This window comes from Microbacterium hydrocarbonoxydans (assembly GCF_000956475.1).
GTDB classification, from domain to species: domain Bacteria; phylum Actinomycetota; class Actinomycetes; order Actinomycetales; family Microbacteriaceae; genus Microbacterium; species Microbacterium hydrocarbonoxydans_A.
Genome location: NZ_JYJB01000008.1, coordinates 373508 through 397249, shown reverse-complemented (window position 1 = coordinate 397249; position 23742 = coordinate 373508). Strand labels below are relative to the sequence as shown.

Here is a 23742-nt window from a genome sequence, read left to right as displayed (position 1 = left end):
AGCTTTGTCGGGTAGACTGTGGAGGTTGTCTGCCCTCAGGCCCCCACTCGGAGGCACGGGCGGGCGACGTGCTACACACCCTCCTGCTTCCGGGAAAGTCCCGGGAGCCGTTCTAGTCCGAAGGAGGTGGGTAAGTGACGCACCAGTACGAACTCATGGTCATTCTGACCCCCGAGATCGATGAGCGCACGGTCGCCCCGACGCTCGACAAGTTCCTGAAGGTCATCACCAACGATGGTGGCTCGATTGACAAGGTCGACATCTGGGGCAAGCGCCGTCTGGCTTACGAGATCCAGAAGAAGAACGAAGGCATCTACGCCGTCGTCAACTTCACCGCTACCAGCGAGGCCACGCAGGAGCTCGATCGTCAGCTCAAGCTGAACGAGACGATCATGCGCACCAAGGTGCTGCGGGCAGAGGAAGCTCAGGCGATGGTCGCCTCGGAGGCTAAGCGCTCCGAGGAGAAGGCTGCTCGCAAGGCCGCCAAGGCTGCGAAGGCCTGAGTCTCATGGCCGGCGAAACAGTCATCACCGTGGTGGGAAACCTCACGGCCGACCCCGAGCTGCGCTACACGCAGAACGGACTGCCGGTGGCGAACTTCACCATCGCATCGACGCCTCGGAACTTCGACCGCGCCGCGAACGAGTGGAAGGACGGCGAAGCGCTGTTCCTCCGCGCGTCCGTGTGGCGTGAGTTCGCCGAGCACGTGGCGGGTTCTCTGACCAAGGGCATGCGCGTCATCGCGCAGGGCCGTCTGCGTCAGCGCTCCTACCAGGACCGCGAGGGCAACCAGCGCACCGCGATCGAGCTGGAGGTCGACGAGATCGGCCCCTCGCTTCGTTACGCGACCGCGCAGGTCACCCGTGCGGCGTCGACCGGTGGCGGCTTCCAGGGTGGGGGCCAGGGCGGCGGGCAGGCTCGTCCCGCTCAGCAGGTGTCGGAGGAGCCGTGGTCCACTCCCGGCTCGTCGACCAGCGCTGACGCGTGGAGCACGCCCGGCAGCTTCGGCGACGACACCCCGTTCTGATCAAGGATCTCCGGATGCTTCGGCATCCGTCTCATAACTAAGGAAAAACTATGGCTGGAAAGTCGAGCGGCGACCGCCGCAAGCCGCGGAAGGGTGGCAAGCCCACCGCTCCCGCGAAGTCGATCCGGGTCGGCGTCATTGACTACAAGGACGTCGCCACGCTTCGCAAGTTCATCTCGGAGCGTGGAAAGATCCGCGCCCGTCGTATCACCGGTGTCTCGGTGCAGGAGCAGCGTCTGATCGCCCGCGCGATCAAGAACGCTCGCGAGATGGCTCTCCTGCCCTACGCCGGCGCTGGCCGCTGAGGGGTACGGACATGGCAAAGCTGATTCTCACGAACGAGGTCGCCGGGCTCGGAAGCGCCGGTGACGTGGTCGAGGTCAAGAACGGGTACGCCCGCAACTACCTCATCCCCCAGGGCTTCGCTACGGCGTGGACCCGCGGTGGCGAAAAGCAGGTCGCTTCGATCCAGGCTGCTCGTCAGGCTCGCGCGATCCACGACCGCGACGAGGCCGTGGCCCTGAAGAACGCCCTCGAGGGCACCAAGGTGCGTCTGGCCGTCAAGGCCGGCGCCGAGGGTCGCCTCTTCGGCTCCGTCAAGACCGAGCACATCGCGGATGCTGTCGCAGCCGCCGGTCTCGGCTCGATCGACAAGCGCAAGGTGCACATCACGTCGACCATCAAGTCGACCGGTGAGCACGAGGCCACGGTTCGTCTGCACGACGACGTGACCGCTGTCATCACGCTTCAGGTGGTCGCTGCCAAGTAAGGCACGCCCTGTCGAAGCTCGAACGCCCTCCGTCCTCCGGGACGGGGGGCGTTCTGCGTTCTTCCCCGCACAGGCGGCCGCGCTCGCGAGAACTTCTTCGTGACAATCGTCGATGCCGGGTGTATGTTCCAAGCAGGACTGGGGGGGCCGCCACCTTTCGGAGTCCCCCGGGAACGACGACGGGGGAGACCGATGTCCACGGCCCAGGTGGTGACACGACGCACAGCGTCGGTGCGCCCCGCCGTGCGGCTCGGGCTGATCGGCCTCGCGGTCGGCGCCGTCTGGTTCGGCGTCACGCTTCTCACCGGGGGCATGAGCGCCTCCGCGGACGACGGCGATTCGCTCGGCGACGGGCTCGGTTCCGTCGTCGCGGGCGTGGTCAGCACCACCCAGACCGTCGTCGAGACCGCCGTCCCGGCCGCTGCGCCGATCGTCGCGACGGTGCAGCCCGTGGCGCAGGCGCAGCCCGTGGCGCAGCCCGTGGCGCAGCCCGTGGAGCAGGCCGCACAGGTCGCTGCGCCCGCTCAGGAGCCGATCGCGACCAGCGCCGTCACCACCGTCGTCAGCGCTGCGCCGCAGGTGGCGACAGTGATCACATCGGCGACGACAGCGATCACCGAAACAGCTTCTGACCTGGGCCTGAACCTCGACGTCTCGAACGTCGTGCAGCCCGTCGCCGCATTCGCTGACGGCGTTCTGAGCGCCACGACGAGCGCCGTCCCGGTCCTCGGATCGACCGTCGGAACCCTGCTGGGAACCGCGCCTGTCGCATCCCTCGTCGACCCGATCCTCCACCGAGCGGACGCCGCGCTCACCCCGCCCGCTCCTGTCGCCTCCGGTGCGACGATGGCCGACGTCGACCGCGCCCTCTTCGGGATCTCTGATCCGTCTCTGAGAGCGCATTCGGCGCCTGTGCTCGCGACACCTCTGTTCGCGGCACCTCTGCGCGCAGCGCTCGAGCATCCCGCCGCCCCGACAGAGCATGCCCCGACTGCCCCCGCGGCGCCGCCTGGCGCGCCCTTCCCTGGTGGTACGGGCACCGGCGGGGGAGCGAACGGCTCCGGCTCCGCCGGCGCATCCACGATCTCCGACGCGGTCTCCTCCGCGTACCTTCTCGAGGCGAACGCCTCTCTGGTGCTGAGCACCGTTCACGACGAGCTGCCCTCGTCGCCGGTGTTCGACACCGACTCCACCCCTGACTGAGTGAGGGAGCATCGCGCTGCGTGCGCGATCATCCGCGATCCACTTCCTGGATCGCATCTTCCTCAATCTCAGAAAGGGTTTGGCATGAACAAGTACGTGATGCGAAGCCTGCTACTCGCGGGCTTCGCCGCCGGCTTCTGGGCCGCCGGCACCGGCATCGCGAATGCCGACGAGGCACCGCCGCAGGATGACACCTCGGCAGTCGTCAACGTCCAAGTGCCACTGACCGTCTCAGGCGTGGCGGCATCGGCGACGGGAGAGTCCACTCAGGACGCCCCTGCGCCGGTGACCGCGCCGATCGTGACGGTGGACCTCAGCGCCGTGGGCGGAGTTCTCTCCGGCCAGCAGGCGGTGGCCGCGGTATCGACACCGGTGACGGTGGCGGGCAACGCGGTCAGCGTCGTGGGTGATGCGTCGTCGACCGACTCGTCGGTGACGAACACCCAGACGGCGACGGGAACAGCGGGAACGACGGATGCCGTGGGGGCCCTCTCGGGGGTCCAGGGCATCGTCGACGTCTCCGCACCCGTGACGGTCTCGGGCAACGCGGTCTCGGTCTTCGGCGACGCGGTCACCGACGGTTCGACGGTCTCGACGGCAGATGCCGTCGGGTCGGCGGGCGGCGGTGCCGACAACTCGGGGGTCGGCGTCGGATCGGGCCTGCAGGCACCGGTCGACGTGACGGCGCCTCTGACGGCATCGGGCAACGCGTTCAGCGTTTTCGGTGACGCGGAGTCGCAGGACTCGGCAGTAGCAGCGACAGATGCAAGTGGAAACAACGGCGTGTCGAATGAGGGCATCGGCGTCGGAACGGGTTGGCAGATCCCTGCCGACGTCACCGCTCCGCTCACCGCCTCCGGCAACGCAGCCAGCGTGTTCGGCGACGCGGAATCCGATGATTCCGATGTCGCAGTGAACGACGGCGCCGGCACCACATCCGGAGGGGGCACGATCTCGAACTCGGGGATCGGTCTCAACACCGGATGGCAGATTCCCGCCGATGTGACGATGCCGATCACGGCGTCCGGCAATGCCGGATCCGTGTTCGATGACGCCACGACCAGCGGATCGTCGGTGTCCGTGACCGACCAGGCCGGAGTCGCGAACTCCGGTGGGGGGATCGCGAACTCCGGCATCGGCAAAGATACGGGTTGGCAGATTCCCGCTGATGTGACCGCACCGGTCACGTTCTCGGGGAACGCGATCTCGGGCACGGGTGAGGCAGTCACCAGGGGCTCGGACGTCGCGATCGTCGACCAGGCAGGAGTCGCGAACAGCGGCGGCGAGGTGTCGAACGGCGGCATCGGATGGGGCGTGGGCTGGCAGATCCCAGCTGACGTGACCGCTCCGGTGACGGCATCCGGCAACTCCTTCTCGGGTCTTGGTGACGCGGTCACCGACGACTCGGACGTCACGATCATCGATCGCTCTGGTGTCTCGAACGGTGGCGGTGAGGTCGGCAACGCCGGCTACGGCGTCGCTTCGGGCTGGCAGATCCCGGCCGATGTGACCGCTCCGCTGACCGCTTCCGGCAACGCGGGCTCGCTTCTCGGTGACGCAGGGACGTCGGACTCCGACGTCACGATCGTCGACGATGCGGGTGTCGCGAACGGTGGTGGCGAGGTCGGGAACGTGGGCTACGGCTTCGGATCCGGCTGGCAGATCCCGGCCGATGTCACCGCACCGGTGACGATCTCGGGCAACGCGATCTCGGGTGACTGCGATGCGGTGACCTCGGGCTCGACGGTGTCGATCGTCGACGATGCGGGTGTCGCAGGTTCCGGCAGCTCGATCGACAACGCCGGTTACGGCGTCGGTACGGGCTGGCAGATCCCGGCTGACATCACGGCACCGATCACGGTGACGGGCAACGCGGGCTCCGTGCTCGACAACGCCACGTCGACGGGCTCGGACGTCGCGATCGTCGACAACGGCGGCGTGGTCGCCGGGGGAAGCGAGATCGACAACGCCGGTTACGGCCTGAACTCGGGTTGGCAGATCCCGGCCGACGTCACCGCTCCGGTGACGTTCTCGGGCAACGCCCTCTCCGGTGCAGGTGAAGCGGTCACCGACGACTCCCAGGTCGGCATCGTGGATGACGCGGACGTCGTGGACGGCGCGGGGGAGATCTCCAACGTCGGAGTCGGCAAGGACTCCGGCTGGCAGATCGTCACCGACTGGAGCACGCCGGTCACGGCATCCGGCAACGCCTTCTCGGGCACGGGCGACGTCGTCGCCTCGGGTTCGAGCGTCGGCGTCGTCGACCACGGTGACGCGGTCGACGGTTCGGGCGAGGTGTCGAACACCGGCATCGGCTGGGGAGTCGGCTGGCAGGTACTCGGCGATGTGACGGCTCCGGTGACGGCGTCGGGCAACGCGGGGTCCGTGTTCGGAGACGCCGGGACCGCAGGTTCCGGTGTGTCGGTCGTCGACAACGCGGGTGTCCTGAACGGCAACAGCGAGGTCGCGAACGCAGGGTACGGTGTCGGCTCCGGCTGGCAGGTGCTCGGCGACGTGACGGCTCCGGTGACGTTCTCGGGCAACGTGCTCGCAGGCACGGGTGACGCAGTCACCACGGACTCGGGCGTCGCGATCGTCGACAACACCTCCGTCATCGGCGCGGCCGGTCAGGCGGAGAACGAGGGTATCGGCGTCGGTTCAGGATGGCAGGTCGTCGGCGACGTCGTCATGCCGTTCACCGGCTCCGGCAACGCGGCGACCGTCTTCGGCGACGCGGACTCGTTCGACTCCGATGTCGCTGTGATGACGGCGGACGGCGCGATCGTCTCCGGCGATGCGGCCAACTCGGGTATCGGCGTCGGCACAGGGTGGCAGGTCGTGGGTGGCATCGTCGCCCCGGTCACCGCCTCGGGCAACGCCGCTGCGGTGGCCGGTGACGTCGCGACGGATGACTCGTCCGTCGTGATCCACGGATCGGACGGCTTCGGGGACCTGCCCAACGCAGGTGCCGGTGTCGGCTCCGGGTGGGACGTCGCCGTCGGCATCACCACACCGCTCACGTTCGTCGGCAACGCCGTGACCCCGGTGGGGGGAGTCACGTCGGATGACGAGATCGTCGTCATCGACCCGGGTGCGCCCGGATCGATCAACCCGGGCCTCCCGGGTGTTCCCTCGCTTCCGGTGCCCGACCTCGGCAATGCCGCGGGCGAGCTCATCGGCAGCATTCCCGGTGTCCCGGCGCTTCCGGGCGTCTCCGAGGTGGGTGACGTGATCGGCGGCATCGTCGGTGGCGAGCCTGGCGGCCCGGCTGTGCCGGGTGCGGGCGACCTCCTCGACGGTGTCATCGGCAGCGTCCCCGTCATTCCCTCGATCCCCGGCGTGCCGGAGCTCGGCGGTTCTCTCGGTGACGCGGTCGACGCGATCGGGACGGTCATCGGCGGCGGACTCCCGGAGGTGCCGTCGGCACCTTCCGTTCCGGGTGCTCCGTCGATTCCGGGCCTCGGGGGCCTCGTCCCCGGACTCGACAGCGTGATCGGTTCTCTCGTGCCGGGTCTGCCGGGTCTCCCGGTGCTCCCGGGCGAGCCGAACGGTCCCGTGCTCGACCTGAGCGATCTGCTCGGTTCGCTGCCTGGCCTGCCTGGGCTGCCCGACGTGGGCGGCGTGATCGGTGACGTCACCGATTGCGGTTGCGACACGGTCGGCGGAATCGGCGACGTCGTCAGCGACGCAGCCGGATCCGTCGGGGACGCTATCGGCGGCATCGGCGGTACTCCCGGTGAGCACGGTCTTCCGGGCCTGCCGGACGTGGGCGGTGTCGTGGGCGGTGTCATCGACACGGTCGGCGGCGTCGTTCCGGGTCTGCCCGGTGTGCCGTCGCTCCCGGGTGCTCCGGGTCTGCCGTCGCTGCCGGGTCTTCCGGATCTCGGCGGTGTGGCAGGGGGGATCGTCGATTCTGTCGGCGGTCTGATCGCTGGGCTCCCGGGCCTTCCTGGTCTACCGGGAGTTCCTGGTCTGCCTGACCCGAGCATCCCCGGTCTTCCGGGTCTGCCCGAGCTGGGCGGTGTCGTGGGTGGAGTCGTCGACACTGTCGGTGGCCTCGTTCCGGCTCTTCCGGGTGTTCCGTCGCTGCCGGGTCTTCCCGGTGGCGAGCTTCCGGGCCTTCCGGGGTTTCCTGACTTGGGTGACGTCACTGACATCGTCGGGGGCATTCTCCCGGGTCTTCCGGGTGTTCCGTCGCTTCCGGGTCTTCCTGGTGGTGAGCTTCCGGGTCTTCCGGGTCTGGGTGACCTCGCTGACATCGTCGGTGGTCTGATCCCGGGTCTTCCGGGTGTTCCGTCGCTGCCGGGTCTCCCCGGTGGCGAGCTTCCGGGTCTCCCGGGTCTGGGTGACGTCGCTGACATTGTCGGTGGTCTGATCCCTGCTCTTCCCGGAGTTCCTGACCTGGGTGACGTCACCGACATCGTCGGTGGTCTGATCCCGGGTCTTCCGGGTGTTCCGTCGCTTCCGGGTCTTCCCGGTGGCGAGCTTCCGGGCCTTCCGGGGTTTCCTGACTTGGGTGACGTCACTGACATCGTCGGGGGCATTCTCCCGGGTCTTCCGGGTGTTCCGTCGCTTCCGGGTCTTCCTGGTGGTGAGCTTCCGGGTCTTCCGGGTCTGGGTGACCTCGCTGACATCGTCGGTGGTCTGATCCCGGGTCTTCCGGGTGTTCCGTCGCTGCCGGGTCTCCCCGGTGGCGAGCTTCCGGGTCTCCCGGGTCTGGGTGACGTCGCTGACATTGTCGATGGTCTGATCCCTGCTCTTCCCGGAGTTCCTGACCTGGGTGACGTCACCGACATCGTCGGTGGTCTGATCCCGGGTCTTCCGGGTGTTCCGTCGCTGCCGGGTCTTCCCGGTGGCGAGCTTCCGGGCCTTCCGGGAGTTCCTGACCTGGGCGGTCTGGTCGGGGATGTTGTCGACTCTGTCGGCGGCATCCTCCCGGGCCTGCCTGGTGTTCCGTCGCTGCCGGGTCTTCCCGGTGGCGAGCTTCCGGGTCTTCCGGGGGTTCCTGATCTGGGTGGTCTGGTGGGTGATGTTGTCGACTCTGTCGGCGGCATCCTCCCGGCTCTTCCGGGTCTGGGTGACGTCACTGACATCGTTGGTGGTCTGATCCCGGGCCTGCCGGGTGTTCCGTCGCTTCCGGGTCTTCCTGGTGGCGAGCTGCCGGGTCTCCCGGGAGTTCCTGACCTCGGTGGTCTCGTGAGCGATGTTGTCGACTCTGTCGGCGGCATCCTCCCGGCTCTTCCGGGTCTGGGTGACGTCACTGACATCGTTGGTGGTCTGATCCCGGGCCCGCCGGGTGTTCCGTCGCTTCCGGGTCTTCCTGGTGGCGAGCTGCCGGGTCTCCCGGGAGTTCCTGACCTCGGTGGTCTCGTGAGCGATGTTGTCGACTCTGTCGGCGGCATCCTCCCGGCTCTTCCGGGTCTGGGTGACGTCACTGACATCGTTGGTGGTCTGATCCCGGGCCCGCCGGGTGTTCCGTCGCTTCCGGGTCTTCCCGGTGGCGAGCTTCCGGGTCTCCCGGGAGTTCCTGACCTCGGTGGTCTCGTGAGCGATGTTGTCGACTCTGTCGGCGGCCTCGTTCCGTCCCTTCCGGGTGTTCCGTCGCTTCCGGGTCTTCCTGGTGGCGAGCTTCCGGGTCTTCCGGGGGTTCCTGATCTGGGTGGTCTGGTGGGTGATGTTGTCGACTCTGTCGGCGGCATCCTCCCGGCTCTTCCGGGTCTGGGTGACGTCACTGACATCGTTGGTGGTCTGATCCCGGGCCTTCCTGGTGTTCCGTCGCTTCCGGGTCTTCCTGGTGGTGAGCTTCCGGGCCTTCCGGGTCTGGGTGACGTCACTGACATTGTTGGTGGTCTGATCCCGGGCCTTCCTGGTGTTCCGTCGCTGCCGGGCCTTCCTGGTGGCGAGCTGCCGGGTCTCCCGGGGGTTCCTGATCTGGGCGGTCTCGTGGGCGATGTTGTCGACTCTGTCGGTGGCCTCGTTCCGGGTCTTCCGGGTCTTCCGGGTCTTCCGGGTCTTCCGGGTCTTCCGGGTGCTCCGGGTCTGCCGTCGCTGCCGGGTCTTCCGGATCTCGGCGGCGTGGCAGGAGGGATCGTCGATTCTGTCGGCGGTCTGATCGGTGGGCTTCCCGGCCTACCGGGCCTGCCGGGAGTTCCTGGTCTGCCTGACCCGAGCATCCCCGGTCTTCCGGGTCTGCCCGAGCTGGGCGGTGCCCTCGGTCCTATCAGTGACGCGGTGCGGCAGCTGCCTCTTGTGGGCGGTCCCGCGAGTGAGGTTGTCGACACGCTCAGCGATCTGATCGGTGGGCTTCCTGGTGGTGAGCCGGGTCTGCCGTCCCTTCCGGGTCTGGGTGACGTCACCGACATCGTCGGTGGTCTGATCCCTGCTCTTCCGGGAGTTCCTGACCTGGGTGGTCTCGTGGGTGATGTTGTCGACTCTGTCGGCGGCATCCTCCCGGGTCTTCCGGGTGTTCCGTCGCTTCCGGGTCTTCCCGGTGGCGAGCTTCCGGGTCTTCCGGGTCTTCCGGGTCTGGGTGACGTGACCGACATCGTCGGTGGTCTGATCCCTGCTCTTCCCGGAGTTCCTGACCTGGGTGACGTCACCGACATCGTCGGTGGTCTGATTCCGGGTCTTCCGGGTGTTCCGTCGCTGCCGGGTCTTCCCGGTGGCGAGCTTCCGGGCCTTCCGGGAGTTCCTGACCTGGGTGGTCTCGTGGGTGATGTTGTCGACTCTGTCGGCGGCATCCTCCCGGCTCTTCCGGGTGTTCCGTCGCTGCCGGGTCTCCCCGGTGGCGAGCTTCCGGGTGTTCCTGACCTGGGTGATGTCACTGACATCGTTGGTGGTCTGATCCCGGGCCTTCCTGGTGTTCCGTCGCTGCCGGGTCTCCCTGGTGGCGAGCTTCCGGGTCTCCCGGGAGTTCCTGACCTGGGTGGTGTCACCGACCTCGTCGGCGGCATCCTTCCGGGTCTTCCTGGTGGGGAGCTTCCGGGTCTCCCGGGAGTTCCTGACCTGGGCGGTCTGGTGGGTGGTGTCGTCGACTCTGTCGGCGGCATCCTCCCGGGCCTTCCTGGTGTTCCGTCGCTGCCGGGTCTTCCTGGTGGTGAGCTTCCGGGTCTTCCGGGAGTTCCTGATCTCGGTGGTCTCGTGGGTGGTGTCGTCGACTCCGTCGGTGGCATCCTCCCGGGCCTTCCGGGTGCACCCTCTGTTCCGGGTCTGTCGAATGTCTCGGGTGTGGTTGGAGAGGTCGTCGACGCTGTCGGCGGCCTCCCTGGCTCGCTTCCCGGCGCCGGTGATCTCGTCGACACGGTTGGTGGTCTCGTCGGTGGCCTTCCGGGCCTGCCGAGCATTCCAGGTCTTCCGGGTGCACCGTCCGTTCCGGGTCTGTCGGATGTGACGGGTGTGGTTGGAGGGGTCGTCGACACTGTCGGCGGCCTCCCCGGCCTGATTTCGCCCCTGGTGAATCGGCTCCTGTCTGTAGCGGATGACGTGATCGACCAGGTCACGCCGGCCCCGGGTACGCCCGGCACTCCCGGAACCCCCGGAACCCCGGGTACGCCGGGAACGCCCGGCACGCCGGGTACCCCGGGAACCCCCGGAACGCCTGGTACCCCGGGTACGCCGGGTACGCCCGGCACCTCCGGAACGCCGATCGTAACCGCATCCGGCAACGGATCGACGCGCGGTACGGCAGCACGCTCCGGGTCCACTCGGTCGGCAGTGCAGACGGAGTCGGGGTCGCTCGCCACGACCGGCGGTGGCCAGCCTGAACTCGGGCTGGTCGTCCTCCTGCTCGCCATCGGCGGACTCCTCGCGACGAGGAGGCGTCGCCTGGCCTGAGAGTGACGAGAAGCCGCGGCCCGATCCACGATCGGACCGCGGCTTCTCTCGTGTCCGGGACAACCTGCGCAACAGCATCCGTCGTCCTCGAGCAAGACGAATGCCCCGTGGTGAGGGCCACGGGGCATTCGCCGTCCGCACTCGCGAATCAAATGGACGAGACCTGAGGGGCAGGGCATCGTCCGCGCGTTCACGCAGTGCTCCGGTGGTGCGGCGTCTCCTCCCCCGAGGACAGCCGCACCGCCGGGGTCGGGCTACGTCGGCAGGGGATGTCGACGAAGTCTCCCGCCGTGCGGGTGCGGCAGCCGGTGCGGGATTGGCGCGGTGGAGACGCGTGCCATGAGCCCTCCGGTGGCGGCGAGCACGTCTGCACTTCCGGCGACGCATTCGGCTGCGCACCCGCCCGAGGCGGGAGAAGTCCCATCCACGGTGGCGGTCGCCACCCGGATGTCGACGACCGGCAGCACCGGCGCCGAGCTCGCAAGCCCGTCGTCTGTGCTGCCGGTCGTCAAAGGCGGCACCCCGGCCGCCGTCGAGGCCTGGGGAGCCCCGTACTGGGGATCTGGGGCCGGGGTGCTGGTCTGGGGGCGGCGCACCAGGTGCTGCCGTGTCGAGCTGGTTCCGGGGACCCCGTGGAGGTCGCCGATCGGCGCGCTGAGGGCGCCCAGAAGATCGACGAGTGCCTGGGCGGCGCTGCGCGTGGCGCCCGAGGTCATGGAACGGGTACGCCGGACGTCGCGCCTCACGAGAGTGCGCATGATGATGCTCCTGACTGAGCCGGTGTCGTAGGACGGGTGCGCGCGGGATCAGAGGTGCGCGCGCAGCACAGCATCCGTCGTCCTCAACAGGGACGACACGACAGCCGGATCAGTCAGGAGATACGTCGGTGTCGGCGACAGCCGACGCCGGAAGAGCGTCGGCAGATGCGCCGGAGTCCCGCGTCACAGCGGGCAGCAGGAAGAGGCCTCCGTCGCTGACGCGAGCGGCGGCGGCTGATGCTCCTCCGCCGGATCCGGCAGAGGAAGACGGGGAGATCGGTGCCCCAGAGGGAGCGGTCGCCGGAGAGTCGGCAGGTGCGGGAGCGCCGGCGCCAGGGCCGGGAGAGCCGCTCAGGGCCTCATCTGCGCCCGATCCGGGCTCCCGGTCTGAGCGCGGCGTCGCTGCCGTGACGGACGCCACGCCATCGGAGAGAGCGGATGCCGCCGCTGCGGCGATGGGGATCGACGCCCCGCCGTCCGTGTCGACGGCCGGAAGTGCTCCGGGAAGACTGGGAAGCCCGGGAACCTGCGGCTCGAGAGAACCCAGCACCGGAGGAACGGTCGAGTCGACGATGCCGCCGACCACGCCGGTGGTGTCGTCGACGATGCCGACCAGGTCGTCGATCACCTGGGGCACGCCGAGGTCATCGACCAGGTCGCCCACGATGGGAAGACCGGTGACGATGTCGATCACAGGGTCGGTGATCTGCGAGACGGGACGGCTTTCGACGATGGCGACGACGGGCTGCACGACCGCCTGCGCGGTGTCCGTCACGGTGTGGACGACCGGAGCGGTCACCGGTCCGACGACCGGCACCTGGGCGACCGTCTGCGTGACCGTGGTGACGACGGCGGGCACCGCCTGCTGCACCGGGGCCGCGACCGCAGTGACCACGGGGCTCACGACCTGGGTGACCACAGGGGTCACTGGGGCGGTGACGGTTGAGACCGCGTTGCTGACGAGACCCGTGACGCCGTCGAGCGGGCCGTCGTCGTCCGCGTGGGCGGCGCCTCCGCCGGTGAAAAGCGTGAACGCGGCCCAGGCGAGCACAGCAATGCCGCCCCAGAGAAGGCCGGCGGAGCCGGCCCGGGTGGCCCGAGCGTCCACGTTCCACCTCCCCCTCTGAAGGCAAACGTAATATCGACGCGATTGCGTCGCTGCGCCGAGACTACCCCTCGCCTCGGGCGCGTGTCCAGGTCGGGATATACGAGTGTTTCAGCATACGGCCGCCGGTGACGCGCCCGACTGCGGCACCGGCTTGACTTTCCCCAGGTTCTGCACATGCGGACATCGATGGGTCCAACCTTCAACGCCCGCTTGAGATCGAATGTTGTGCACAGGGTGGGGAAACAAAAAATACCAGTTCAACTACGATAAAATGGTCCGAAATTCCGGTAGTCCACCGGGTTATCCACATGCGTTGTGCACAGACACTCCGAGTTTCTCCGCATCCTTTCCACATGGTTATCCACAGGCTCTGTTGCACCCGCTCTCGCGCGTGAATACCGTGGTCGAGCGACCGAATGTCGGGGGATGGTGTTTTGCTGTGCACCTGGCCGGATGAGGTCGTGGAGCACGTCACCAGTCGCATCGAAGGGAAGCCTGTGTCGATCGCCGACATCTCGGAGGAACGCCTCGGAGGGCAACGTCAACCGGAGCGCACGCCGCCGCACGATCTGCTCGCCGAGCAGAGCGCGCTCGGAGGCATGCTGCTGTCGAAGGACGCCGTCGCCGACGTCATCGAGACCCTCAAGGGCGCCGACTTCTACATCCCGAAGCACGAGCTGATCTTCGAGGCGATCCTGTCGCTCTACTCGCACGGCGAGCCGACAGACGTGGTCGCGGTGACCGACGAGCTCATCAAGACCGGTGAGCTCAGCCGCGCCGGCGGCGCCGACTACCTGCACACTCTCACCTCGATCGTGCCGACGGCCGCGAACGCCGGCTACTACGCCGGCATCGTGTCGGAGCGTGCGATCCTCCGGCGTCTCGTCGACGCGGGGACCCGCATCGTGCAGCTCGGCTACGACGGCCAGGGCGATGCCACCGACATCGTCAACAACGCGCAGGCGGAGATCTATTCGATCACCGGATCCGAGACGGCAGAGGACTACGTGCCGCTGCAGACGGCGGTGGATGCCGCGATCGAGGAGATCGAGGCCGCCAACGGCCGCGACGGATCGATGACCGGTGTACCGACCGGCTTCCGTGAACTCGACGAACTGACCAACGGCCTGCACGGCGGCCAGATGATCGTCGTCGCCGCGCGACCCGCCATGGGAAAGTCGACGCTCGCCCTCGACTTCGCGCGCTCGGCATCCATCGGCCACAACCTCCCTTCGGTCTTCTTCTCGCTCGAGATGGGCAAGAGCGAGATCGCGATGCGTCTGCTCAGCGCCGAGGGCGCGATTCCGCTGCAGAACATGCGTAAGGGCAACCTCGACCCGCGCGACTGGACGACGGTCGCCGCGACCCGCGGGCGCATCAACGACGCGCCGCTCTACATCGACGACAGCCCGAACATGACTCTCGTCGAGATCCGCGCCAAGTGCCGTCGCCTCAAGCAGCGCGAGGGGCTGCGCATGGTCATCATCGACTACCTGCAGCTGATGACCTCGGGCAAGCGCGTCGAGTCGCGTCAGCAGGAGGTCTCGGAGTTCTCCCGTAGCCTCAAGCTCATCGCCAAGGAGCTGCAGGTGCCCGTGATCGCGCTGTCGCAGCTGAACCGTGGTCCGGAGCAGCGGCAGGACAAGAAGCCCGCGATCAGCGACCTTCGTGAGTCAGGATCGATCGAGCAGGATGCCGACATGGTGATCCTGCTGCATCGCGACTCCGTGTACGACAAGGACGTGCGTCCCGGTGAAGCCGACCTGATCGTCGCCAAGCACCGTAACGGCCCGACCGCGACCATCACCGTGGCGTTCCAGGGTCACTACTCGCGCTTCGCCGACATGGCTCCGGGCGGGGACTTCAACTGATTCACCCGCCCGCTACGGCCGGGAGATGAGGTACCGGCCGGCCGTGATCGAGCTGTTGAACGACACCAGCCGGCCGACGACGGTGGTCGTCGAGGCGGAGATCGCTCCGTCGGCCAGCAGTGTGCCGCGCAGCGTGCTCGTGTTGAGTGTGGCGTTGCCGCGGATGCGCCAGAAGATGTTGGCCGAGGTCGCGCCGCCCGCGAGTTCGACGTGCGTGCCGTTGGCCACCGTCAGGCTGTTCGCGATGAACACGAATCGTGCGCTCGGGTCGCCCCCGGCGTCGACGGCGATGTTGCCCGAGGCGCTGAGGGTGGTCCACGAGTAGGTTCCCGGTGTGACGCGTCCCGTGAGGGTTCCGGTCCGCGGCGTCGCCTTTCGCGCTTCGAGGGCGGTCGCGAGCGTGCGGGCGTCAGCCATCGCGTTGCGCGCGGCGCTCGTGTTCCGCTCGAGTGACGCGTAGCGGTCGAGGATGCTGAAGTTCGAGATCGTCGTACCCGGCGTGGTGCCCACGCTGCCGTCGACGTCGGTGAAGCTCAGCACGCCGTCGGTGACCGACGTGGCGGCCAGGAGGGAGAACGGATCGGCGCGGCCGATGGCGATGGCGGGGAGGGCTGCAGCCGACCACGTCGCAGAGGTCGTGGTGCGCACGCTGAAGGCCGCGTACGCCTGCGCCGACGGCGAGGCGAGCCCGGCGGTGATCGCGGCGACCGTGAGGGCGGCCACCGCGACGTGCTCTGCGCGGCGCGGACGCGACGGCGTCGGGAAGGCCAGCACCATGGTCACGAGAGTCCCCAGGATCCACGCGACCAGAGCGAGCGGATCGCGGCCGATCCAGTACGCGGGCAACCCGATGAACGGCACCAGCAGGCGACCCGCGCCGTGCAGGTCGTCTTCGGTGCGGATGCCGGAGTCGGGGTCGCTGTTCGCGTCGCCCTGCGTGACGAATCCCCCGTCGACGGTCTCCGCGATCCGGTGCATCTTGATGATCGGGGCGCCGTCGGCATCCACCGCGTCGAAGGCGACGACGAGCCCCTCGCCGTACGTCTCCCCGGGTGGCAGATCGGAGAGGAGAACCACATCTCCGACCGAGATGGTCGGCTCCATGGAGCCGCTGAGGATCACCATCGGACGCCATCCGCACAGGACGGGCAGGAGCGCGATGATCGCGAGCGTGGCCATCACGGTGAGGTACGCGCGCGAAAGGAGCAGCAGCACGAACCTCACCCAGCCGTCCCTCCCGAAGGCACCCGACGCCCGGGAGGAGGCAGAGCTCTCCTCAGCGGTACGGCGGGTGCGCCTCAGGGGGATGGGGGCGGTCATACTCGGCCTTGCGGCGCTCCTCAGCGGATCAGTTGTCGGTGCTCTGCAGCTCCCAGACGACGTCGAGACCGACGCGGGCACCCTGCAGGGCGTCGATCTCGGCCTGCGTCATGCCGGTGGTGTCGAACGTCCACTTCGCGCGGAAGGTCTTCGACTCTCCCGGGGTGCCGGTGGTGACCCAGCTGTTCGATCCGGTGGCCCAGTCGGTGTCGGCGGCCGAGAGCTGCGCGAGCGTGCCGGTGAGCGGGGTCGATCCGGTCTCGGGCGTGAAGCCGGCGCAGTCGTTGAACGATCCGCCGCTGCCCTTCTCCATGGAGATCACGATGTGGTTCTCGAGGCCGCGGTCCTTGAGAGCGTCCTCGACGTAGGTGCGGACCTCTCCCGCCACGGTGGAGTTCGACGTGACGACGATGCACTTCTGGCCCGTGTCGCCGGGAACCATGTTCTCCACGGTGAGGGCGGCGGCGCCGCGGTCGTCGTCGGTGAGGGCCACCCGGCCCGTGCTCCAGGAATTGCCGGAGTTCTCGGTGCGGGCCGAGAAGGCGGCGTAGGAGCTCTGCCACACCAGGCCGCCTGCGAGCAGCACGGAGACGGGGATGACGAGAGCTGCGATCGTGCGGTTTCGACGGGGTGCAGCGGACATGGGGGAGCCTTTCGCAGGGGTGCGGGGGAGTGGGAGTGGGACGTCGATGCGGATGCTTCAGCCGGAGCGGTGCCACCAGAATGCCAATATATGGGCCGAATGCGCGGCGCGATAGGGACCAAAGTCCCACGGGTTCGCGTGGCCGAGCAGCAGCGATGCGCCTGCGCACCGAGAGGTCGGCATCGGGGCCGTCGACTCCGACCATGCGGCGAGCAAAGTGCTGCTGAGCGCGGCCATGACGTTTCCACTGTCCTCTCGCGGGGTCCGTGTCAATAGGGTCGAAGGTCCTGCCGAACTCCGGTACCGTGCCTCGCATATGAGGGGGTGATTCAGGTGCCGGAGGACCTGAATACTGTTGGCGATGCATCCAGGAGGGGGGAGCGGGGGTCGGGCATGACCCGGGTCTTCCTCGTCGACGATCACGAGATCGTCCGCCGCGGAGTGGCGAGCGTGATCGAGGAGCAGCCTGATCTCGCCGTCGTCGGAGAGGCGGCCACGATACGGGAGGCCTCCGCGCGGATCCCGGTGACGTCGCCGGATGTCGTGGTGCTCGACCTCCGGCTCTCCGACGGAGACGGCGTTCAGCTGTGCCGCAGCATCCGCTCCGTGCATCCGCACGTGCGCTGTCTCATCCTCACCGCCCACCACGATGACGAGGCCACGATCGCCGCGGTGCTCGCCGGAGCCTCGGGATACGAGCTGAAGAGCATCCGCGGCCGGACCCTGGCCGACGTCATCCGGCGCATCGCGGCCGGAGAGCGGCTCATCCCCCGCCGGCTCGCCGAGCGGGTGGTGCGGGCGGTGTCGAACGCGCCGACGTCCCCCGGCTCCAGGGGCCTGCCCCGCGTGGACCTGACTCTTCGCGAGCGTCAGGTGCTGAGATGCATCGGCGATGGACTGACGAACAGGCAGATAGGAGAGCGCCTCGGCCTCGCCGAGAAGACCGTCAAGAACTACGTGTCGGGGCTGCTCGCGAAGCTCGGAATGGAACGCCGGACACAGGCGGCGATCTACGCCACGTCGTCGCCGAGGACGTGATCAGGAATGGTCGCCCTCGTCGGGAACCGTCCATTCCGAGGACTCGAGCAGAGCGTCGAAGAAGCGGATCACGGCTCGACGATCGTCGGGGGACAGCCCGGCGACGGCGTCGAAGCGGCGCGCATGGCTGCGGCCGACGGATGCTCTCGCCGACGCCCTCGTCGATTCGGTGACCTCGATCGACGTGCGCCGGCGATCGTCCGTGTCGGCGATGCGGCGGACGTGCCCTCCGGCTTCGAGCCGGTCGACGAGCTTGGTGGCCGCCGCCGGAGAGATGCCCAGGTGCGCGGCCATGGAACCCGGAGTGGCCACGACGCCCTGTCTCTGCGCGGCGATGAGGAAACGCAGCGCCCTCATGTCGGTCTCCCCGAGCCGCATGTACCGCCGCGCCTGTTCGCTCATCGACCGTTCGCGCTCTCGCCACGAGCTCATCGCCTCGAGCACGGCGACGGTCTCCTCGATCTCCTGAGCCGACAGGTGCTCCCGCACGACGAGCTCATGATCGGGGTCCATCACGCGAGGGTCGACCAGAGACATCCCCTCGGGGGCCCCATCTCGGGCGGGTGTGCGCATCCATCGATCCTAATCCGGTTTGAAAGTACGCCAAGAATACTATTAACTAAGTTAAATATTTTGAACGAGAGGGGTGCGGGATGACCGGCGATGAGCGCGTGGTGCTGCTGAGCGAGGAGGGCCGGGGGATCGGCGCCGCCCTCAAGTCCGAGGTTCACCACGCCGAGACGCCCCTGCACCTGGCGTTCTCGTGCCATGTCGTGCACGAAGACGGGCGACGGGTTCTCGTCACCCGACGTGCGCTCTCCAAGAAGACGTGGCCCGGCACTTGGACCAACGCGTTCTGCGGCCATCCGCAGCCGTTCGAAGCGATTCCCGACGCCGTGGTCCGCCGCGCGCGGCACGAGCTGGGCATCGGACTCAGCGGAGTCCGGCTGGTGCTTCCCGACTTCCGCTACCGCGCCGTCGACGCCTCGGGAGTCGTCGAGAACGAGATCTGTCCCGTGTACGTGGCCACGGTGGTCGGCGAGCCGGTGTGCAACCCCGACGAGGCCATGGAGGCGCGGTGGGTCGAGCCTGCGGCGCTCGCCGAGTCGGCCCGGCTCTCGCCATGGGCGTTCAGCCCGTGGCTCGTGGGGCAGCTCGAGGAGATGTCCGGCCTGAGGGACGCGCTGCCGTTCCCGGAGATGCAGAGATGATCACCGGCGAACGGCACGCGCTCGCCGCAGTCGACGCGGCCATCGATGCCTTCCTCGCCGGCCGCATCGCTCGAGCGTCCGCCGTCGGGCCCGCTTATCGCATCCTGTGGGAGCGCATCGGCGCATCGTGCGCCGGCGGCAAGCGGATCCGTCCGCGGCTGCTGCTGCTCGCGCATGACGGCCTCGGCGGTGATGCGCACGACGATGCCGTCACGGCATCTGTCGCGTTCGAGCTGCTGCATACCGCGTTCCTGCTGCATGATGACGTGCTCGACGCCGACCTCGTGCGGCGCGGTCGGCCGAATCTGCAGGGCTCGTTCCTCGGCGATGCTCTCGATGAAGGCCTCGGGGCCGAGGAATCGACATCGTGGGGCGAGGCGGCAGGGGTGCTCGCCGGCGACCTGCTCATCAGCGCGGCGCACGCGGTGGTCGCCGGGATCCCGGGCGATGCCGCGCCTGCGCTGCACGAGCTCATCGACGAGTGCCTGTTCTCGACCGCAGCCGGTGAGCTCGCGGATGTCGGGCTCGCGCTCGGGGCCATCCCCGTCACCGCCTCGGAGATCACCCGCATGATGAACGACAAGACGGCCGTGTACTCCTTCGCGGCGCCGCTGCGCGCGGGTGCCCTGCTCGCGGGGGCGGGCCCCGAGGCTGAGGCCGAGCTCGCCGAGATCGGAAGGATGCTGGGATTCGTCTACCAGCTGAGGGACGACCTCCTCGGGGTGTTCGGCTCTGCCGCCGCACTGGGCAAGCCCGTCGACAGCGATCTGCGCGAGGGCAAGCGAACCCTGCTCGTCGCCTACGCCGACGGCACGGATGCCTGGGAGGGCGTGCGTCACCTCTTCGGCCGACGCTCTCTCGAAGCCGAAGACGCCGAGCGCCTGCGCGGCGCCCTCGCCGACAGCGGCGCCCGATCCCGCGCCGAGCTGCAGCTGACGAGGCAGTGTGAGAAGGCCTGCGAGCGGATCGCCGGATCAGGGCTGCCGGAGAAGCTGAAGGCCGAGCTGATCCTCCTCGCCCGGCGCTGCGCGGAGCGCGAGTCGTGACCGCCACCGGGCTTGCGCTCTACACGAGCGCCGCGCGGACGTCGTCGGCCCGCGTCATCAGCATGTATTCGACCTCCTTCGGCCTCGCCAGTCGGCTGTTGACCCGCCGCGTGCGGGCGGGAATCGCCGATGTGTACGCGCTGGTTCGCGTGGCCGACGAGATCGTCGACGGCCCGGCGGAGGAGGCGGGGATGGATGCCGCCGAGACGCGCGCCGTGCTCGACGCGCTCGAGGCCGAGACGCTCGCCGCGATGCGGAGAGGGTTCAGCGCGAATCTCGTGGTGCACGCTTTCGCCGCCACGGCTCGCGACGCGGGCATCCCGCCTGAGCTGGTGGTGGAGTTCTTCGAGTCCATGCGCACCGATCTCGACCCGCCCGCCGTCTTCGATGAGATCGCCTACCGTCGGTACATCCACGGATCGGCGGAGGTGGTCGGCTCGATGTGCCTGCGGGTGTTCATGCTGGAGCGGCCGGGTCTGAAGATCAGCGAGGACATGGAGGAGGGTGCGCGTCGCCTGGGCGCCGCCTTCCAGAAGGTCAACTTCCTGAGGGATCTCGCCGAGGATCGCGACCGGCTGGGACGCGTGTATCTTCCCGGCGTCGCGCGGCACGAGTTCGGCGACGCGCACAAGGACGTGGTCGTCGCGGAGATCGCGGCGGACCTCGCCGCCGCCCGGCACGCGATCACCGCACTGCCCCCTCGCGCACGGAAGGCGACGAGCGCCGCCGCGGGACTGTTCGCGCAGCTGAACGACCGGCTGTCGAAGACGCCAGCCGCCGAGATCATCCGCCGCCGCGTCTCCGTGCCGCCCGCTGTCAAAGCGTGGGTTCTGATGCGAGCGCTCTCGGGCAGGGGCACACGATGACGGGCGAATCGATTGTGGTCGTCGGAGGAGGCATCTCAGGGCTCGCCACCGCCGCGCTTCTCGCGCAGGACGGCCATGAGGTCACGCTGCTCGAGGCACGTGAACAGCTCGGCGGGCGGGCGGGAACGTGGCGGAAAGACGGCTTCACCTTCGACACCGGCCCCTCGTGGTACCTGATGCCCGAGGTGTTCGACCACTTCTTCCGGATGCTGGGAACGACGGCGGATGAGCAGCTCGACCTCGCGCGGCTCGATCCCGGCTATCGCGTGTACTTCGAGGGCGATGAGACGCCCTTCGACCTGCCCGCGCAGGGTGCGAGGGAGGCGATCATCGGGTTGGACCCGGCATCCGCCGGTCCGCTCACGCGCTACTTCGACTCTGCCGCCGACGCCTACGACATCGCGACCAGGCGGTTTCTCTACACGAACTTCTCGTCGCTCGACGGGCTGACCGATCGGGAGACCCTGCGGCGCCTGCCTCGGCTCGCGCGTCTGCTCGCCCAGCCGCTCGACCGCTTCATCGCCGCGCACTCGCGTTCGCGCCGGGTGCAGCAGGTGCTGGGATACCTCTCGGTGTTCCTCGGCACCTCGCCGGCTGCCGCCCCGAGCATGTATCACCTGATGAGCCATCTCGACGTCGACCAGGGCGTGCTGTATCCGCGCGGGGGATTCGGATCCGTCATCCAGGCCGTCGCCCGGCTCGCCGAAGAAAAAGGCGTGACGGTGCTGACCGGGCACCGCGTGGCCCGCATCCTTGTGGAAAAGGGGCGGGCGCGGGGGGTCGAGGCGGTCACGGCTGAGGGCGTGCAGCGGGTCTTCTCCGCCGATCGAGTCGTGTCCACGGCCGATCTGCACGTCACGGAGCAGCTGCTCGAACCGCGTCATCGTCAGCACGGCATCCGCTGGTGGAAGCGCCGCGACCCGGGCCCGGGCGCGGTGCTGGCGCTGCTGGGCGTACGAGGCGAGATCCCCGAGCTCGCGCACCACACCCTGCTCTTCACGGAGAAGTGGGAGGAGGGATTCGAGGCGATCTACGGATCCCGGCCGCGGGTGCCCGATCCTGCCTCGCTGTACGTCTGCCGGCCTAGCGCCACCGACCGCACGGTCGCCCCCGACGGTCACGAGAACCTCTTCGTGCTGATCCCGGTGCCGGCGGACACCGCGATCGGCGCAGGAGCAGAAGACGGCACAGGGGATGCGGAGGTGGAGAGGATCGTGGATGCCGCGATCGCGCAGATCTCGACCTGGACGGGTGCTGAGGACCTCGCCGAGAGGATCACGGTGCGACGCTCGATCGGACCGGCGGACTTCGAGCGGGAGTACGGATCGTGGCGCGGCGGCGCCATCGGCCCGGCGCACACGCTGCGGCAGAGCGCGTTCTTCCGCGGCAGCACGAAGGCCCGAGGGGTCGACGGGCTGCTCCTCGCCGGTGCGACGACGATTCCGGGAGTGGGGCTGCCGATGTGCCTGATCAGCGCCGAGCTCGTGCTCAAGCGCGTCCGCGGCGACCGCACGGCCGGGCCCCTGGCGGTGCCGGTGTGAACGCGATCTATCTGCTCTGCCTGCTCTCGGCCTCCGTGTGCGTGATCGCCGTCGACCTGCGCTTCCGGCTCTTCCTCGGCCGCTCGTGGCGGCCCGCGCTGCTCGTGCTCGCCGCAGGGCTCGTCTTCTTCCTCGCCTGGGATCTGGCCGGCATCGGCATCGGCGTCTTCTCACGGGGCGACGCCCCGTATCTCGTCGGCCTCATGCTCGCTCCCGAGCTTCCGGTGGAGGAGCCGATCTTCCTGCTGTTCCTGTGCGAGGCGACCATGGTCCTGGTCCTCGGCGCGCAGCAGATCCTCGGCCGCCGCTCCGCGCGAGGACGATCGGGCCCGAGGCGGCACCGATGACCTATCTCCTGCTCGCCGCCTGCTTCCTGCTGATCGCGGTGCTCCTCTCCCTGGCGGCAGGGCTCGGCATCCGTGGGGTCGGCGCCGCCGCTCTCGGCATCGCCGCACTGTGCCTTCTCGTGCTCACCGCGGTCTTCGACACGATCATGATCGCCGCCGGGCTGTTCACCTATGCCGATGCCCTGATTCTCGGTCCGCGGATCGGCCTCGCCCCCGTCGAGGACTTCGCCTACCCGCTTGCGGCAGTGATCCTGCTCCCGGCGCTCTGGATGAGGCTTCGGAGGCGCGATGATCGCTGAGCTGCTCACCGCATCCCGGCCGTTGAGCTGGATCAACACGGCGTTCCCGTTCGCCGCCGCGTATCTGCTCGCCGCCGGTCGGGTCGACGCCGCCCTCGTCGTCGGCACGATCTTCTTCCTCATCCCGTACAACTTCGCGATGTACGGGGTGAACGACGTGTTCGACTACGCCTCAGATCTCGCCAACCCCCGCAAGGGCGGCGTCGAGGGGGCGCTTCTCGATCCGCGGCATCATCGCACCGTGCTGCTCTCCGCGCTCGGCGTCTGCCTGCCGTTCGTCGTGGTGCTCGTGATCCTCGGCCCTCCGGTCTCGTGGATCGTCCTTGCGGTGAGCCTGTTCGCCGTGGTCGCCTACTCGGCGCCGCCGTTGCGGTTCAAAGAGGTTCCCGTCTTGGATTCCGTCACATCCAGCGTGCATTTCGTCAGCCCGGCTCTGTACGGGATGGTGCTGGCCGGCGGCGTGCCGGATCTGCGGTCGGGAGCGATCCTGCTCGCCTTCTTCCTCTGGGGCATGGCGAGCCACGCCTTCGGCGCGGTACAGGATGTCGTTCCCGATCGCGACGCGGGCATCGCATCGATCGCGACCGTGCTCGGCGCCGCACGCACCGTGCGACTGGCGCTCATGCTGTGGGGTGCTGCAGCGGTGCTCATGCTCACGACGGGCAGTCCCGCGGCGTGGGCCGCCGCGCTCGCGATCCCGTACCTGTGCGCGGCGGCCCCCTTCGCGCGCGTGAGCGACGCCGATTCCGGCGAGGCGAATCGCGGCTGGCGGCACTTCCTCTGGATCAACTACTTCTGCGGCTTCCTCGTGACCATGCTTCTCATCTGGTCGGTCATCGGCACCGACTGAACCCGACACCCT

General features: G+C 68.6%; 20 protein-coding genes. 15 read left to right on the top strand and 5 right to left on the bottom strand.

All coding sequences use genetic code 11. The annotated features are described in order from the left end of the window. Window positions 1-134: 134 nt before the first annotated feature. From rpsF to RS84_RS08595, 6 genes are all read left to right on the top strand, one after another. Window positions 135-503 carry a 30S ribosomal protein S6 gene (gene rpsF / locus RS84_RS08620; protein ID WP_045257358.1) on the top strand — a complete coding sequence of 123 codons (369 nt, stop codon included), beginning with the start codon at window positions 135-137 and terminating at the stop codon, window positions 501-503. Between the two features lie 5 nt (window positions 504-508). Further along, window positions 509-1027 carry a single-stranded DNA-binding protein gene (locus tag RS84_RS08615; protein ID WP_045257357.1) on the top strand — a complete coding sequence of 173 codons (519 nt, stop codon included), beginning with the start codon at window positions 509-511 and terminating at the stop codon, window positions 1025-1027. Between the two features lie 50 nt (window positions 1028-1077). Further along, window positions 1078-1332: a 30S ribosomal protein S18 gene (gene rpsR / locus RS84_RS08610; RefSeq protein ID WP_045257356.1), complete on the top strand. Its 255-nt coding sequence runs from the start codon at window positions 1078-1080 to the stop codon at window positions 1330-1332. Window positions 1333-1343: 11 nt separating this feature from the next. Then, window positions 1344-1796 carry a 50S ribosomal protein L9 gene (gene rplI, locus RS84_RS08605; RefSeq protein ID WP_045257355.1) on the top strand — a complete coding sequence of 151 codons (453 nt, stop codon included), beginning with the start codon at window positions 1344-1346 and terminating at the stop codon, window positions 1794-1796. Between the two features lie 192 nt (window positions 1797-1988). After that, window positions 1989-2999, top strand: coding sequence for a hypothetical protein (locus RS84_RS08600; RefSeq protein WP_045257354.1), 1011 nt, complete (start codon window positions 1989-1991; stop codon window positions 2997-2999). 84 nt (window positions 3000-3083) lie between these two features. Beyond that, a complete protein-coding gene (locus tag RS84_RS08595; protein WP_045257353.1) occupies window positions 3084-10832 on the top strand; it encodes a beta strand repeat-containing protein in 7749 nt (2582 codons plus the stop codon). Between the two features lie 254 nt (window positions 10833-11086). Here RS84_RS08595 and RS84_RS08590 read toward each other — a convergent pair whose 3' ends face one another. Both RS84_RS08590 and RS84_RS08585 read right to left on the bottom strand, forming a co-directional pair. Then, window positions 11087-11590: a hypothetical protein gene (locus RS84_RS08590; RefSeq protein WP_045257352.1), complete on the bottom strand. Its 504-nt coding sequence runs from the start codon at window positions 11588-11590 to the stop codon at window positions 11087-11089. 109 nt (window positions 11591-11699) lie between these two features. Further along, complete coding sequence (locus RS84_RS08585) at window positions 11700-12698, bottom strand: hypothetical protein (RefSeq protein WP_045257351.1); 999 nt, start codon at window positions 12696-12698, stop codon at window positions 11700-11702. Between the two features lie 497 nt (window positions 12699-13195). On the opposite strand from RS84_RS08585, the gene dnaB reads away from it, so the two are divergent. Further along, window positions 13196-14569, top strand: a complete 1374-nt coding sequence (gene dnaB / locus RS84_RS08580) for a replicative DNA helicase (protein WP_045257511.1) — start codon at window positions 13196-13198, stop codon at window positions 14567-14569. Between the two features lie 12 nt (window positions 14570-14581). Here dnaB and RS84_RS08575 read toward each other — a convergent pair whose 3' ends face one another. Next, window positions 14582-15889, bottom strand: a complete 1308-nt coding sequence (locus RS84_RS08575) for a signal peptidase I (RefSeq protein ID WP_082062101.1) — start codon at window positions 15887-15889, stop codon at window positions 14582-14584. A gap of 28 nt (window positions 15890-15917) precedes the next feature. Continuing rightward, a complete protein-coding gene (locus tag RS84_RS08570; protein ID WP_052676284.1) occupies window positions 15918-16532 on the bottom strand; it encodes a hypothetical protein in 615 nt (204 codons plus the stop codon). A 393-nt stretch (window positions 16533-16925) separates the two neighbouring features. Between RS84_RS08570 and RS84_RS08565 the strand changes: the two genes are divergently transcribed. After that, window positions 16926-17570, top strand: a complete 645-nt coding sequence (locus tag RS84_RS08565; RefSeq protein ID WP_045257349.1) for a response regulator — start codon at window positions 16926-16928, stop codon at window positions 17568-17570. Here the strand turns inward: RS84_RS08565 and RS84_RS08560 are convergent, their stop codons facing one another. Further along, window positions 17571-18143 carry a MarR family winged helix-turn-helix transcriptional regulator gene (locus tag RS84_RS08560; RefSeq protein ID WP_052676283.1) on the bottom strand — a complete coding sequence of 191 codons (573 nt, stop codon included), beginning with the start codon at window positions 18141-18143 and terminating at the stop codon, window positions 17571-17573. It lies immediately after the preceding gene. Between the two features lie 80 nt (window positions 18144-18223). On the opposite strand from RS84_RS08560, the gene idi reads away from it, so the two are divergent. From idi to RS84_RS08525, 7 genes are read left to right on the top strand one after another with little or no spacing between them, the layout of a single operon-like run. Then, window positions 18224-18781, top strand: coding sequence for an isopentenyl-diphosphate Delta-isomerase (gene idi, locus RS84_RS08555; protein WP_045257347.1), 558 nt, complete (start codon window positions 18224-18226; stop codon window positions 18779-18781). Further along, entirely contained in the window at window positions 18778-19827 is a 1050-nt protein-coding gene (locus RS84_RS08550; protein ID WP_045257346.1) for a polyprenyl synthetase family protein, read from the top strand. The genes idi and RS84_RS08550 overlap by 4 nt, the downstream gene beginning before the upstream one ends. Beyond that, window positions 19824-20693, top strand: a complete 870-nt coding sequence (locus tag RS84_RS08545; RefSeq protein WP_235281431.1) for a phytoene/squalene synthase family protein — start codon at window positions 19824-19826, stop codon at window positions 20691-20693. The genes RS84_RS08550 and RS84_RS08545 overlap by 4 nt, the downstream gene beginning before the upstream one ends. Then, the gene (gene crtI / locus RS84_RS08540; RefSeq protein WP_045257344.1) at window positions 20690-22234 is read left to right on the top strand and encodes a phytoene desaturase family protein; all 1545 of its coding nucleotides are present in this window, start codon (window positions 20690-20692) and stop codon (window positions 22232-22234) included. Before RS84_RS08545 ends, crtI begins: the two co-directional genes overlap by 4 nt. After that, on the top strand, window positions 22231-22581 hold the full coding sequence (locus RS84_RS08535; protein ID WP_045257343.1) for a lycopene cyclase domain-containing protein: 351 nt from the start codon (window positions 22231-22233) through the stop codon (window positions 22579-22581). The genes crtI and RS84_RS08535 overlap by 4 nt, the downstream gene beginning before the upstream one ends. Beyond that, window positions 22578-22880, top strand: coding sequence for a lycopene cyclase domain-containing protein (locus RS84_RS08530; protein WP_045257342.1), 303 nt, complete (start codon window positions 22578-22580; stop codon window positions 22878-22880). Before RS84_RS08535 ends, RS84_RS08530 begins: the two co-directional genes overlap by 4 nt. Continuing rightward, on the top strand, window positions 22870-23730 hold the full coding sequence (locus tag RS84_RS08525; RefSeq protein ID WP_045257341.1) for a prenyltransferase: 861 nt from the start codon (window positions 22870-22872) through the stop codon (window positions 23728-23730). Before RS84_RS08530 ends, RS84_RS08525 begins: the two co-directional genes overlap by 11 nt. Window positions 23731-23742 lie beyond the last annotated feature (12 nt).